The organism is Nocardia sp. NPDC059180, assembly GCF_042754945.1.
Taxonomy (GTDB): Bacteria; Actinomycetota; Actinomycetes; order Mycobacteriales; family Mycobacteriaceae; genus Nocardia.
On record NZ_JBHZBU010000002.1, the window covers coordinates 674710 to 688932 of the forward strand.

Below are 14223 nucleotides of genomic sequence, written 5' to 3' on the forward strand. Positions count from 1 at the left end.
TCACTAGGGCGCAGCCAGTCGATGCCCTGTGGTGAGCCAGGCGGTGATGTCGTCGATGACGTGTGGGTCGACGTGTTGGGGTGGGCCGTATTCGGCGGGGGTGGACGGGCCGGTTCCGGGGAAGAACAGGTGATTGTCGGCGTCATAGACGCGGATGATCACCTCGGGCCGCCCGTCGAGCCCGGCCCGCCAGCGGGCCAGATCGTCATCCACGGTGACTTGATAGTCACGCCCACCCTGCAGGATCAGCATCGGCTTGCCGACCGTGGCCGCGGTCACGACCGGGTCGTAGCCCCGCAGATCCAACCAATACGCCGCCGACAGGCCCAACGGCAGTCGGCCGGCGTCGGTTTCCGATGACAGATCGTCACTGTCTACCAATTGCGCTTGGCAGGTGAGGGTTTCGACAGCCTGCGCAGCGGCGGCACCGCCGTCGGGAGCGAAGGTGGACAGATACCGGGCCACCCGTACCGCGGCCCACTGCATCGGCTCGGCGTCTGCGGCCATGAGGATCAGGCCGGCGACGGCCGGTTCGGCGGCCGCGACCAGAGCTGCGACCTTGCCGCCCATGCTGTGCCCGAGTACGTACACTCGCCCGGCATCTACCGAGGGGTGCTCGCACAGCACCTGCACGGCAGCGACGGCATGCGGAACGTATTCGTCGGTCATGGTGAAGGTTTCGTGCTGGGCGACCATCGCGGCGTGCACATGGGTGACCTTGTCGAACCGCACTACCACGACGCCACGGCCGGCCAAGCCCCACGCGATATCTTTGAGCGGCTTGTTCGACCCGGATGTTGCGTCGCGATCGAACGGCCCACCGCCGGGAAGCAGCACGACGGCGGGGCATCGGGTTGCCGAACGAGGCACGGTAATCGTTGCCGGCACCGCGAGCGGCCCACTGCCCAGCGTTATTTCGTGCTCGTCGAAGGCTGCTCGGTCGGCGTAGTCGGGTGGCTGCCACGGCTGGTGCGGTGGGGTCAGTTGCAGGCCCACCAGACGACCCGAAGCGTCGACGACCAGTTCGACGAATAATGTGCCCTGCGCCAGCAGTACCGGCACCACTACCGATGTTCCCACCGGGCCCGCAGTAGCTGTCGGATCACCGGCCGCCACGAAGGGTCCGTGTTGGTCGTGGATGGATTGCCAGGCGGTGCGCAGAGTCTCGGCCGGGACCAGCGCCTGCAAGTGCGTCGCGAACATCGCGTGCACCTGCGAGAACCGGCCCGCACGCAAATGCTCCACAACCTCGACGCCCGTACGGCTTGGGCTCGCGACCACCATCTGAATCCTCCTCACCAGGCGGACGACAGCATTGTCTCGACCGCCAGTTAATATTCTCATCTTTGCAAACAGTATCAACAATGAGAACATAGCGTTGTGAACCCGATGGAACTGCTCGCCCACCCGGTACGCCTGCGCATCGTGCACGCCATGTCCGGTGGCCGAGCTGCGACAACCGCCCAGCTGCACGCGCAGATGCCCGATGTCTCGAAAGCCACCCTCTACCGGCATGTGGACCTGCTGGCCGAGCATGGAGTCCTGGAGATAGCCGGCGAGCAGCGAGTGCGCGGCGTGGTGGAACGCAGCTATCGCCTGCGCCGCGAACGCGCGGTGATCGACGCCGACGCCGCCGCCGCTGCGACCAACGACGAACACCGTGATGTTTTCGCGATCGCGATGGCCACGCTGATGGCCGAGTTTCAAAGCTATCTCGACCGTGGCGACGCCGATATAGCCGCGGACCAGGTCGGTTACCGGCAGCATGTCATCTGGCTCGATCGCGACGAGCTCGCCGGTTTGATCGACGACCTGCGCGCAGTGATCCTGCCGCGCCTCACCCATGAAGCATCGGCCGACCGAAATCCCTACCTGCTCAGCCCGATCCTGTTTCCCATGACCTCTGCGCGAAACGACTCCACAGAGGGTGGCTCGTGACAGATACCGAGCAGGCCTGGCGTCCACCGCATTACGCAGACGCGGAAGGCTTCGACGAATATGCCATCACCCTCGGGAGCGGGCCGTCAGCCGTATCCGGCACGTTGAGCGTGCCGCAAGGTCGCGGCACGCACGCTGGAGTCGTCTTCTTGCCAGGATCCGGTCCAGCCGACCGCGACAGCACGATGGGCGTGAACAAACCGCTCGAGGACCTTGCCTGGGGGCCGGCGGCTCGTGGTGTCGCTGTGCTGCGGTTCGACAAGATCTATATTGCCCATCCCGAGCAGGTCACCGAAACATATACCCCTACAGACGAATACGTGCCCCATGCGGTGGCCGCTGTGCGCGTCGACCCACACGTCATCGACGACATCTCCACCTGGCTCACCACAGCAGGTCAGGCGATATAGGCGACTGAGGCCCACCGGGATCGGAATCCCGGTGGGCCTCGATGCCTTCACCCGATCAGGGCAGCGGGCCGCCTGCGGCGATGGCCGACAGAGTGGCGAACTCGTCACCCTTGAGGGAGGCTCCGCCGACGAGAGCGCCGTCGATATCGGTCTGCGAGACCAGTTCGCCGACGTTCTTGGCGTTCACCGAACCGCCGTAGAGCACCCGAACCGACGCCGCCACCTCGGGCGAGGCCAGCTCGGCCAGTTCGCCGCGGATGGCGCCGCACACTTCCTGCGCGTCGGCAGGAGTGGCGACCTTACCGGTCCCGATGGCCCAGACCGGCTCGTAGGCGATGACGATCTTCGAGATCTCCTCGGCCGTCAGACCTTTGAGCGAACCGCGCAGCTGCTCGAGGTTGTACTCGACGTGGGTCTTCGCCTCGCGGACGTTGAGACCCTCGCCGATGCACACGATCGGAGTGATCCCGTGCTTAAGCGCCTGCTTGGCCTTGGCGAGCACGATCGCGTCGTCCTCGTTGTGGTACTGCCTGCGCTCGGAATGCCCGACCACCACATAGCTGCAGCCGAGCTTGGCCAGCATGGACGCGCTGATCTCGCCGGTGTAGGCACCCTCGTCGTGCACGGACACGTCCTGCGCGCCGAAGGTGATCCGCAGCTTGTCACCCTCGATGAGGGTCTGGACGCTGCGGATATCGGTGAACGGCGGGACGACGGTGACATCGACCTTGTCGAAGTACTTGTCCGGCAGGGCGAACGCGATCTTCTGCACCAGAGCGATGGCCTCGAGGTGATTGAGGTTCATCTTCCAGTTGCCCGCGATGAGCGGCGTACGAGCCATTACGCGTCCTCCTCCAGCACGCTGATACCGGGGAGTTCCTTGCCCTCGAGGTACTCCAGCGACGCACCGCCGCCGGTCGAGATGTGCGAGAAACCGTCCTCGGGCAGGCCGAGCGTGCGCACGGCCGCGGCCGAGTCACCGCCACCGACGACGGTGAACGCGCCCTTGCTGGTCGCGGTCACGATCGCCTCGGCGACACCGCGGGTACCTGCGGCGAAGTTGTCGAACTCGAACACGCCCATCGGGCCGTTCCAGAACACCGTCTTCGCCTCGGTCAGCAGCGCCGCGAACCGGTCCACCGACTCGGGGCCGATATCCAGGCCCATCCAGCCGTCGGGAATCTCGTTGGACGGGACGACCTTCGAATCGGCATCGGCCGCGAACTTGTCCGCCGCCACGATGTCACGCGGCAGATGGATGACGTCGGCGAAGCGCTCCAGCAGCTGCTTGCAGGTGTCGATCATCTCTTCCTGCAGCAGCGAGGAGCCCACCGGGAGCCCCTGTGCGGCAAGGAAGGTGAAGCACATGCCACCGCCGATGACGAGGGTGTCGACCTTGGGGGCCAGCGCCTCGATCACCGCGAGCTTGTCCGAAACCTTGGATCCACCGAGCACGACCGCGTACGGCCGCTGCGGGTTCTCGGTGAGCTTGGCCAGCACATCGACCTCAGCGGCGACCAGCGTGCCCGCGTAGTGCGGCAGCACCTTCGCCACGTCGTACACCGACGCCTGCTTGCGGTGCACCACACCGAAGCCGTCGGAGACGAACGCGCCGTCATCGCCGACCAGCTCGACCAGCGCGGCGGCCAGCTTGGCCCGCTGCGCGTCGTCCTTGCTGGTCTCACGCGGATCGAAGCGGATGTTCTCCAGCATGAGCACATCGCCGTCGGTGAGGCCCTCCGAACGCGCGAGCGCGTCCTGACCCACCACATCACCGGCGAGCTGAACATTGCGGCCCAGCTCGTCGGCCAGCCGCGCGGCGACCGGCGCCAGCGACAGCTTCGGATCCGGTTCACCCTTGGGCCGGCCCAGATGGGCTGTCACGACCACCTTGGCGCCGGCCTCGACCAGCGCCTTGATGGTGGGCACCGAGGCCAGGATGCGGCCCGCGTCGGTGATCGCGCCGTTGTCGTCGAGGGGGACGTTCAGGTCGGAGCGCACCAGCACGCCCCGGCCTTCGACGCCCTCGCTCAGCAGATCTGCGAGTGTGTGGACTGCCATCTGCGTCAGAGCGACTTGCCGACGACGCCGATGAGGTCGGCGAGGCGGTTGGAGTAGCCCCACTCGTTGTCGTACCAGGACACGACCTTCACCTGGTTGTCGATGACCTTGGTCAGCGGCGCGTCGTAGATCGACGAGTGCGGATCGGTGACGATGTCGCTGGACACGATCGGGTCCACGTTGTACTTCAGGATGCCCTTCAGCGGGCCCTCCGCGGCGGCCTTGAACGCCGCGTTGATCTCCTCGATGGAGGCGGGCTTGGCCAGGGTCGCGGTCAGGTCGGTGACCGAGCCGGTGGGGACCGGCACACGCAGCGCGTAGCCGTCGAGCTTGCCCTGCAGCTCGGGCAGCACCAGGCCGATGGCCTTGGCCGCACCGGTGCCGGTGGGCACGATGTTGAGGGCGGCGGCGCGGGCGCGACGCAGATCCTTGTGCGGCGCGTCCTGCAGGTTCTGGTCCTGGGTGTACGCGTGGATCGTGGTCATCAGGCCCTGGACGATGCCGAACTCGTCGTTGAGCACCTTGGCCAGCGGGCCGAGGCAGTTCGTGGTGCACGAGGCGTTGGAGATGATGTTCTGGCTGCCGTCGTACTTGTCGTCGTTGACGCCCATCACGATGGTGATGTCCTCGCCGGAGGCCGGCGCGGAGATGATGACCTTCTTGGCGCCCGCGGCCAGGTGGCCCTTGGCCTTGGCCGAGTCGGTGAAGATGCCGGTGGACTCGACGACGATGTCCACGCCGAGCTCGCCCCACGGCAGTGCCGACGGGCCCTCCTTGATGGCCAGCGCCTTGATCCGCTGGTCGCCGACCACGATGGTGTCGCCGTCGACGGACACGTCCTGGGGCAGACGACCCAGGATCGAGTCGTACTTCAGCAGCGTCGCCAGGGTGTTGATGTCGGTGAGGTCGTTGACCGCGACAATCTCGATGTCGGTGGTGCCGAGCGCCTTCTGCGCCTCGACCGCCCTGAAGAAGTTACGGCCGATACGACCGAAGCCGTTGATGCCTACCCGGACAGTCACGTTATCGCTCCTCAGCTTTCAAGCGGATTCATTCCGTCTCCACCTACAGTAGTGCCCGGCCGTAACCTCACAGACACGCACCTCACGATTTGAAGCCGGGCGCGGGTGCGTACCGTTGTTGCCGCGAGCAGCACAGGAAGACCGGCATACACCCTGGTTACCGACCGGTATCGACAGGTTCGCCGAGCCTGCGGGCAACGACACCCGCCGAACCACCCGCGCAAACCACCCCGCACACTCCGGGCAGCCGTCACCGATCATGCAAGCCGACTGAACCGGGCCGGCCGAAGCGACCGGCCCGATGACTCAGGCTTCGTCGAGTAGCTCCGCGGTGACCGCCGACTCGGTATCGGGCACGCCCAAATCCTTGGCCCGGCGATCGGCCATCGACAGCAGCCGCCGGATACGGCCGGCTACAGCATCTTTGGTCATCGGCGGATCGGCCAGCTGACCGAGTTCCTCGAGCGAGGCTTGCCGGTGCTGCACGCGCAGTTTGCCTGCGGCGGCCAAGTGGTCGGGCACCTCGTCGGCCAGTATGTCCAGCGCACGCTCCACGCGGGCGGCGGCGGCGACCGCGGCGCGCGCCGAACGACGCAGGTTGGCGTCGTCGAAGTTGGCCAGGCGGTTCGCTGTGGCGCGGACCTCCCGGCGCATCCGGCGCTCTTCCCAGGTGAGCCGGGTGTCTTGTGCACCCATCCTGGTGAGCAGTGCACCGATTGCCTCGCCGTCGCGCACGACGACGCGATCGGTGCCGCGTACCTCGCGCGCCTTGGCCGAGATACCGAGCCGCCGGGCCGCGCCCACCAGCGCCAGCGCCGCCTCCGGGCCGGGGCAGCTCACCTCGAGCGCCGAGGAACGACCGGGTTCGGTGAGCGAGCCATGTGCGAGAAACGCACCGCGCCAAGCGGCTTCGGCGTCACCGACGCTGCCGCCGACGACTTGGGCCGGCAATCCGCGCACCGGACGTCCGCGCACATCGAGCAGTCCGGTCTGGCGCGCCAGCGCTTCGCCCTCCTTGGACACCCGCACCACATAGCGCGAGGTCTTGCGGAGCCCGCCTGCGCCGAGTACGTGCACGTCGGAGCCGTATCCGTAGAGCTCGAAGATTTCCCGCCGTAGCCTGCGCGCGATGGAGCCCATGTCCACCTCGGCCTCGACGATCACCCGCCCGCCGACGATGTGCAGTCCACCGGCGAAGCGCAGCAGGGCGGACAGTTCCGCCTTGCGCGAACTCACCTGGGACACCGCGAGCCTGCTCAGCTCGTCCTTCACTTCGGCTGTCATCGCCACGAGACGCGCTCCTTTCCACCCAACCCGGACCGCACATCCTGACCCATGTGCCGTCCCTCGACTCGAAGCCCTGACATTTGCGGCCGAGGTTCCCGGATCAGTCGATCCAGTGCGGCGGCAAGCTTTCCGGGATGGTGCCGGTCCGTTCCCGCGTCGGCGACATCGGAAAAGACTACCCGCGCTCGCAACTGTTCGGCCGCTCTTGCCACATGTTCGCGCTCCCTGCCCTCGGGCACGCATCCGGAATCGACCAGAACATCGTCGACCGCGAAATCCGGTGCGTGCTGGGACAATACATGTATATGGCGTTCGGCGGAGAATCCTGCCGTCTCCCCCGGCTCGGCGGCCAGATTCAGCACGAGCACCTTGCGCGCCCTGGTGTAGACCAGCGCGTCGCGCAATTCGGGAACGAGCACGTGCGGGATCACGCTGGTGAACCAGGATCCGGGGCCGAGCACCACCACGTCGGCGTGTTCGATCGCCGAGGTGGCTTCCGGGCTCGCGGGTGGATCCGAGGGGATCAACCGCACCCGACGCACCTTGCCCGGTGTCGTGGCCACTGCCACCTGGCCGCGAATGCACCGGCTGACGCGTGGATCGGCCTCGAGGCCGGACACGTCGGCTTCGATGTCCAGGGCGATCGGCGACATCGGCAGCACCCGCCCCGTGACACCGAGCAGCGCCGCCACTTGGTCCAAAGCCGCCACGGGATCGCCGAGCACTTCGGTGAGACCGGCGAGGATCAGGTTGCCGACCGAATGCCCGGCCAGCGCGCCGGTGCCACCGAATCGGTGCTGCACCGTGCGCGTCCACACACCGTCGCCGTCGGCGGCCAGCGCCGCCAGCGCCATGCGCAGATCACCGGGCGGTGGAACACCCAGTTCAGCGCGCAATCTGCCCGAGGATCCGCCGTCGTCGGCGACGGTGACCACCGCGCTGATGCGCGTGGTCAGCCGCCGCACCGCCGTCAGCGTCGCGTACAAACCGTGCCCGCCACCGAGCGCGACAATGGCGGGATTGGTGTCCCAGCCCGTCATTCGCGCCCCAGATCCCGATGGACCACCCGCACCACGTCGACGGCCCCCTCGGAGTCGGTTCGCATCGTTTCGCCCAGCGCTTCGGCGATCGCCACGCTGCGGTGCCTGCCGCCGGTGCACCCCACTGCCACCGTCATGTATCGCTTCCCCTCTTGGCGGTAACCGTTCGTGACCAGGTCGAGCAGGTGGTGGCAGGTACGCAGATAGTCGTCCGCGCCCGGACGCGACAGCACGTACTCGCTGACCACCGACTCCTGTCCAGAATGTTCCCGCAGTTCCGGTATCCAGTGTGGATTGGGCAGAAAACGCACATCCAACACCATGTCTGCGTCCAGCGGTACTCCGTACTTGAAACCGAACGACTGCATCGTCAGCTGCAAGGCGGCCGAGGCACCGCCACCATAGGCCTCCTCGAGCTTGCGGTGCAGCTGATGGATGGACAGTTCGGTGGTGTCGATGACCAGATCGGCGGCGGCCTTCACCGCCGAGAGCCGGATCCGCTCGGCCGCGATACCCGCCGACAAGGTGCCATCGGCGCTCTCGCTCTGCAACGGATGCCTGCGCCGCGCGAACCCGAACCGGCGGATCAGCACATCGTCGGAGGCCTCGAGGAACAGCACCCGCGTCCGCACGCCGCGCTCACGCAGCTGTTCGGTGACCACCGAGAGATCGCCGGTGAAGAAGCGGCTGCGCACATCCATGACCAGAGCCAATCGCCGGATCGGCGGATCGGCGGCGGCACCGAGTTCGACCATGCGCCCGATCAGTTCGGGCGGCAGGTTGTCGGTGACGTACCAGCCGAGGTCCTCGAGCACCTTCGCCGCGGTGCCACGGCCCGCCCCGGACAGGCCGGTCACCAGGACGACCTCTACCTGCGCACCGGCGGGCCCGCCGCGCGCTGCGGCGGGCCCGGGGGCACGGCCGCTGCTGTTCGATTCGACGCGTGTCATGTACCACCGGATCTGTTGTCTTGGGTGCCTCTCGATCATCTCGCACCGGATTCGGTATCCGGCGCATACACAACGTACGCGAACTCGGCTAATCTCCGCGCAACGCGGCCAGCACCGCCTGTGCCGTCGCCACACCGATACCGGGCACCTCGGTGATCTCCTCGACCGTAGCCTCCTTCAACTTGGCGACCGAGCCGAAGTGCGTGACCAGCGCCGTTCGCCGTGCCGCACCCAGCCCGCGCACCGAATCCAGCGCGGAGGCCGTCATCCGGCGGGAGCGTTTGCTGCGGTGGAAGGTGATCGCGAACCGGTGGGCCTCGTCACGTACCCGTTGCAGCAGGTAGAGCGCCTCGCTGGTGCGCGGCATGATCACCGGGTCCGGTTCGCCGGGCACCCACACCTCCTCGAGGCGTTTGGCCAGGCCGATCACCGCGACGTCGGTGATGCCGAGTTCGTCGAGCACCTCGGCGGCCGCCGCGACCTGTGGTGCGCCACCGTCGACGACGTACAGATTGGGCGGGTAGGCGAACCTGCGTGGCTTACCGGTCTTGGGATCGATGCCGGGTAGCGACGTGTGCTCGTCGTCGCCGTCGAGTAGCACGGAAGCGGTCTCGGAGGCGACGGGAGTGTCGAGCTCGACGCGTTCAGCGGCGTCGCGCTCGCGGCGCAGCCGACCGAACCGGCGCCTGGTGACCTCGGCGATACTGCCGACGTCATCAGATCGGCCGTCGCCCGCGGCTTCCTTGATCGTGTAATGCCGGTACTCCGATTTGCGGGGCAGACCGTCCTCGAACACCACCAGCGACGCGACGACGTCAGTGCCCTGGACGTGGCTGATGTCGACACATTCGATGCGCAGCGGCGCGGTGTCGAGGTCGAGGGCGTCCTGAATGTCCTGTAGCGCGGCCGATCTGGAGGTCAGATCGCCTGCCCGGCGCAGCTTGTGCTGGGCAAGCGCCTCCTTGGCGTTGCGCTGCACGGTCTCGGCCAGCGCCTTCTTGTCGCCGCGGCGCGGCACCCGCACCTGCACCGCGGAACCGCGCAGTTGCGACAGCCACTGCTGCACTTGTTCCACATCAGCCGGAAGATCGGGGACCAGCACTTCGCGCGGCACCACGGTGGCCGACTGTTCCTCGGCACCCTGCGCGGCGACGGCGGCCTGTTCGCCGTAGAACTGGGTGAGGAACTGCTCGACCAGGGCTCCCATCTCGCCGCCCGCCTCGGGAACGTCGACAGCGTCGCCGGACTTGTCGACCACCCAGCCGCGTTGACCGCGCACCCTGCCATCACGCACATGGAAGATCTGCACCGCCACCTCGAGCTCGTCGGTGGCGAAGGCGATCACATCGGCGTCGGTGCCGGTGCCGAGCACGACGGCCTGCTTCTCCAGCGCTCGGCGCAGGGCCTGCACGTCGTCGCGCAGTCGGGCGGCGGTTTCGAAGTCGAGGTCGGTGGCGGCGTCGTGCATGCGCCGCTCCAGGTCGCGGACCATGCGGTCGGTGCGCCCGGCCAGGAAGTCGCAGAAGTCCTCGACGATGTCGCGGTGTTCCTCGGCGCTGACCCGGCCGATACATGGCGCCGAGCATTTGTCGATGTAGCCGAGCAGGCAGGGACGTCCGATCTGGCTGTGCCGCTTGAACACTCCGTTCGAGCAGGTGCGGGCGGGGAACACCCGCAGCAGCAGGTCGAGGGTTTCCCGGATCGCCCAGGCATGAGCGTAAGGGCCGAAGTAGCGCACACCCTTCTTGCGTGCGCCGCGGTAGACGAACAGCCGCGGATACTCCTCGTTCAGCGTCACCGCCAGCACCGGATACGACTTGTCGTCGCGGTAGCGGACGTTGAATCGTGGATCGAACTCCTTGATCCAGTTGTATTCCAGCTGCAGCGCCTCGACCTCGGTGGACACCACCGTCCACTCGACGCTCGCCGCGGTGGTGACCATCTGGCGGGTGCGCGGGTGCAGGGAGGCGAGGTCGGCGAAGTAGGAGTTCAACCGGGACCGCAGGCTCTTGGCCTTGCCGACGTAGATGACGCGACGGTAGGAATCCCGGAACTTGTACACACCGGGTTCGACGGGAATCGTGCCCGGCTTCGGCCGGTACGTCGCGGGATCTGCCACCCACCCAGCCTATCGACGCGGTCCGACAAACCCCGCCGTGGGAGCGCGGCCGCGGCCGCGACAGCGCTGCGGTGGGCGAATTCTCCGGGCCCGGCAGCCCGGAGACGGCGCCTGGAACCGATCCTTGGGTTCGGTGAGGGCGTCGGCGGCCACCTCACCGAGATCGGCTTCGTTACCAATATCGTCACAGTAGAACTCCTTTCCAGGCACGGCGCTATGAACTCAACCAACGTTGAGGTCAAGTGGCGGCGGGGGCACACGTCGCGACGTCCGATCGTCTCCGCAGCGGTCCTCGGGCGGGTCGAACGCACCGCGACCATCGAGAAGGCCGGTGCCGATCGCGGGACGTTCGTCGGCGTCAGCGGTTAAGGTCTCCGTTCATGACGCGTGCGCGACAGATTCGCACGGGAGCTGCCGTCGTTGCGGCTCTCGTGATCTCATTGGCCGCTGGTTGTTCGGAGCAACCCGAGGAAACCGCGGCGTGCACAACGGCTCCCAACGGCACGCCGATCACCGCCGCACCCGCCACCGCCGGCGGTGCGACCACCACGCAGAACCTGAGCACCAACCCCGAGATCGCGTCCGGATATCGCAGCGATATGACGCCGGTTCGCACCGCGACCTATGCGGTCTCGACCGCGAATCCGCTGGCTACCCGGGCAGCCTGCGAGGTGCTGCGTGACGGCGGTACTGCAGCCGACGCGCTCATCACCGCACAAACGGTGCTCGGTCTCGTCGAGCCTCAGGCGTCCGGCATCGGAGGTGGGGCGTTCCTGGTCTACTACGACGCGGCGAGCAAGTCGGTGGAGGCCTATGACGGCCGCGAGACCGCACCGGCCGCCGCGACCGAGAACTACCTTCGCTGGGTCAGCGACACCGATCGCACCGAACCGAAACCGGACGCACGGGCCAGCGGCCGATCCATCGGGGTGCCAGGGGTGCTGCGCATGCTCGAACTCACCCATCGCGAACACGGCAAAACACCGTGGGCCGATCTATTCGACCCCGCGGTGTCGCTGGCCGATCGCGGCTTCGAGATCAGCCCGCGCCTGGCGGGCCAGATCGCCGAATCCGCGCCGAACCTCGCGGTGGACGAGGAAGCGAAGTCGTACTTCCTCAACCCCGACGGCTCCCCCAAGCCCGCAGGCTTGGTGCTCACCAATCCGGCGATGTCGAAGACACTGAACGCCATCGCCACCGACGGCGCCGATGCCTTCTACACCGGTGCCATCGCCCGCGACGTGGTCGACGCCGCCACCTCCGGTTCCGGCGGCCGCACCCCCAGCCTCATCACCACCGAGGATCTGGCGAACTACCAGGCGAAGAAGCGCACCGCGCTGTGCACCGACTATCGCGCGCACGAAATCTGCGGTATGCCCGCGCCCTCGTCGGGCGGTATCACCGTCGCCGCCACCCTCGGCATCTTGTCCAACTTCGACCTGGCCGCACTCGGCCCGGACAACGTCGACCGCAACGGTGGCAAGCCGAAAGCCGAAGCGGTGCATCTGATCTCCGAGGCGGAGCGTCTGGCCTACGCCGACCGCAACAAGTACGTCGCCGACACCGATTTCGTGCCACTGCCGGGCAATTCTCCCGAGACACTTGTCAATCCCGAGTATTTGAAGGGCCGTGCCGCACTGATCGACCCGGGTCACAGTATGGGTACGGCGCAACCCGGCGATTTCGGGCCGGTCCCGGTGGGTGTCGGTCCGCAGCCACCCGAGCACGGCACCAGCCAGATCTCGATCGTGGACTCCTACGGCAATGCCGCCGCCATGACCACAACGGTGGAATCGGCCTTCGGCTCGTTCCACATGGTCGACGGGTTCGTGCTGAACAACCAGATGACCGACTTCGCCGCCGAACCGGTCGGCGAGGACGGCATCCCGGTGGCCAATCGGGTGGAGCCGGGTAAGCGCCCGCGCAGTTCGATGAGCCCGACGCTGGTGTTTTCCGACGGCGCCGACGGTACGCGCGGCGAGCTCACCCATGTCGCGGGATCACCGGGTGGTTCGGTGATCATCCAGTTCGTGGTCAAAACGCTGATCGGCATGCTGGATTGGGGCCTGGACCCGCAGCAGGCGGTGTCGGCGGTGTCCTTCGGAGCGGCCAATACTCCGGTCACCGGAGTGGGCGGCGAACATCCGGCGATCGACGCCAGCGACGACGGTGCCCACGATCCGCTGATCGTGCGCCTACGCGAACTGGGGCACGAGGTCTCGGTGGCACCGCAAACGAGCGGGCTCAGTGTGGTCCGCCGTGACGGAGACGGCTGGATCGGCGGCGCAGACCCGCGCCGAGAGGGTGAAGTCCTCGGCGACACCCGCTGATCGACAAGGGGCACACACCGCTGGACCGGCGCCGCGACCCTTCGAGTCGCGGTACCGGTCAGTCGGCGGAACCGGCGTACTTCGCGCCCAGCTCGCGCATCCGATCGAGCGCGGCGGCGGCGTATTCCTTGTCATTGGAGCGGATGGCCAGCATCGGCACGTAGTCGTCGTCGACGAGTTCCAGCCGCGCCCAGGACTTACGGTCCGGGAAGGAGACCCCGCGAATGTATTTCCATGGGAACTCGTTGTCACCGAGCACATTGCGGACCACCACACCCTTGGGCCCGACCCGCACCCGCGGGCGCGTGAGCAGTAGCACCGCGCACGCACCGAGCACGCCGATCCCCGCCATGGCGAACTGATCGAGCACCCGGAAATGCACGCCGGTGGAGCCGACGCGCAGGAAGATCCCGGCGGCGGTGAACGCGATCACCAGCACCACCGCTACCACGACCGCGGTCCGACGTGCCCGGCGCGGGCGTACCTCGAGATCCCAGACGGGCTGCTCGGTGCCCGACCCTGCCGGTGCTGGGCCCGCGTTCCTGCGCCAGATACGGACGACGGGCATCGTCAGTTCGACCCGCGCAGCGAGCGCAGGGTCAGCGCGGCATCCAGGGCCGCGGCACAGGCCTGCTCACCCTTGTCCTCCGCGGAGCCGGGCAGCCCGGCCCGGTCCAGCGCCTGCTTCTCGTTGTTGGTGGTGAGCACACCGTTGGCGACCGGGGTGCCCTCGTCGAGCGAGACCCGGGTCAGCCCTGAGGTGACCGCGTCGCAGACGTATTCGAAATGCGGTGTGTCACCACGGATCACCACGCCGAGGGCGACGACGGCATCGTGCGTGCGAGCGAGTTCCTGCGCGACGACCGGCAGTTCCATCGCACCCGCGCAGCGCACCACCGTCACCTCACGCACACCGGCTTCCTTCGCCACCCGCTCGGCATTGGCGACCAGCGTGTCGCAGATCTGGGTATGCCAGCGCGAGGCGACGATACCGAGCTTCAGCTCCTTGGCATCCTCGAGCGCGAAGGTGGGTACGCCGGTACCGCTCATCGGTTCTCGCCTTTCC

At 67.3% G+C, this 14223-nt stretch carries 14 protein-coding genes; 4 read left to right on the top strand and 10 right to left on the bottom strand.

What is annotated here, in order from left to right:
* Positions 1-3: 3 nt before the first annotated feature.
* Positions 4-1284 (bottom strand): alpha/beta fold hydrolase, encoded by a 1281-nt coding sequence (locus ACFXNW_RS09135; protein ID WP_379417098.1) that lies wholly within the window; start codon positions 1282-1284, stop codon positions 4-6.
* Positions 1285-1389: 105 nt separating this feature from the next.
* On the opposite strand from ACFXNW_RS09135, the gene ACFXNW_RS09140 reads away from it, so the two are divergent.
* Positions 1390-1938: a helix-turn-helix domain-containing protein gene (locus tag ACFXNW_RS09140; RefSeq protein WP_379417361.1), complete on the top strand. Its 549-nt coding sequence runs from the start codon at positions 1390-1392 to the stop codon at positions 1936-1938.
* Positions 1935-2348 (top strand): hypothetical protein, encoded by a 414-nt coding sequence (locus ACFXNW_RS09145; RefSeq protein WP_379417099.1) that lies wholly within the window; start codon positions 1935-1937, stop codon positions 2346-2348. Before ACFXNW_RS09140 ends, ACFXNW_RS09145 begins: the two co-directional genes overlap by 4 nt.
* Positions 2349-2403: 55 nt before the next feature.
* Here ACFXNW_RS09145 and tpiA read toward each other — a convergent pair whose 3' ends face one another.
* The 7 genes from tpiA to uvrC all read right to left on the bottom strand — a co-directional run bounded on the left by tpiA (position 2404) and on the right by uvrC (position 10827).
* Entirely contained in the window at positions 2404-3189 is a 786-nt protein-coding gene (tpiA, locus tag ACFXNW_RS09150) for a triose-phosphate isomerase (RefSeq protein ID WP_379417100.1), read from the bottom strand.
* Positions 3189-4409, bottom strand: coding sequence for a phosphoglycerate kinase (locus ACFXNW_RS09155; RefSeq protein ID WP_379417101.1), 1221 nt, complete (start codon positions 4407-4409; stop codon positions 3189-3191). The genes tpiA and ACFXNW_RS09155 overlap by 1 nt, the downstream gene beginning before the upstream one ends.
* Before the next feature lie 5 nt (positions 4410-4414).
* Entirely contained in the window at positions 4415-5431 is a 1017-nt protein-coding gene (gene gap, locus ACFXNW_RS09160) for a type I glyceraldehyde-3-phosphate dehydrogenase (RefSeq protein WP_379417102.1), read from the bottom strand.
* Positions 5432-5737: 306 nt separating this feature from the next.
* Positions 5738-6721 (bottom strand): DNA-binding protein WhiA, encoded by a 984-nt coding sequence (whiA, locus tag ACFXNW_RS09165; protein WP_379417103.1) that lies wholly within the window; start codon positions 6719-6721, stop codon positions 5738-5740.
* Positions 6712-7758, bottom strand: coding sequence for a uridine diphosphate-N-acetylglucosamine-binding protein YvcK (gene yvcK, locus ACFXNW_RS09170; protein ID WP_379417104.1), 1047 nt, complete (start codon positions 7756-7758; stop codon positions 6712-6714). The genes whiA and yvcK overlap by 10 nt, the downstream gene beginning before the upstream one ends.
* A complete protein-coding gene (rapZ, locus tag ACFXNW_RS09175; RefSeq protein ID WP_379417105.1) occupies positions 7755-8708 on the bottom strand; it encodes an RNase adapter RapZ in 954 nt (317 codons plus the stop codon). The genes yvcK and rapZ overlap by 4 nt, the downstream gene beginning before the upstream one ends.
* Positions 8709-8796: 88 nt before the next feature.
* A complete protein-coding gene (uvrC, locus tag ACFXNW_RS09180; RefSeq protein ID WP_379417106.1) occupies positions 8797-10827 on the bottom strand; it encodes an excinuclease ABC subunit UvrC in 2031 nt (676 codons plus the stop codon).
* Between the two features lie 216 nt (positions 10828-11043).
* On the opposite strand from uvrC, the gene ACFXNW_RS09185 reads away from it, so the two are divergent.
* A complete protein-coding gene (locus tag ACFXNW_RS09185; protein ID WP_379417107.1) occupies positions 11044-11196 on the top strand; it encodes a hypothetical protein in 153 nt (50 codons plus the stop codon).
* Between the two features lie 11 nt (positions 11197-11207).
* Positions 11208-13157, top strand: a complete 1950-nt coding sequence (locus ACFXNW_RS09190) for a gamma-glutamyltransferase family protein (RefSeq protein WP_379417108.1) — start codon at positions 11208-11210, stop codon at positions 13155-13157.
* A gap of 58 nt (positions 13158-13215) precedes the next feature.
* Here ACFXNW_RS09190 and ACFXNW_RS09195 read toward each other — a convergent pair whose 3' ends face one another.
* Both ACFXNW_RS09195 and ribH read right to left on the bottom strand, forming a co-directional pair.
* The gene (locus tag ACFXNW_RS09195) at positions 13216-13725 is read right to left on the bottom strand and encodes a PH domain-containing protein (protein ID WP_379417109.1); all 510 of its coding nucleotides are present in this window, start codon (positions 13723-13725) and stop codon (positions 13216-13218) included.
* Positions 13726-13727: 2 nt separating this feature from the next.
* On the bottom strand, positions 13728-14207 hold the full coding sequence (ribH, locus tag ACFXNW_RS09200; RefSeq protein ID WP_379417110.1) for a 6,7-dimethyl-8-ribityllumazine synthase: 480 nt from the start codon (positions 14205-14207) through the stop codon (positions 13728-13730).
* Between the last annotated feature and the right edge of the window lie 16 nt (positions 14208-14223).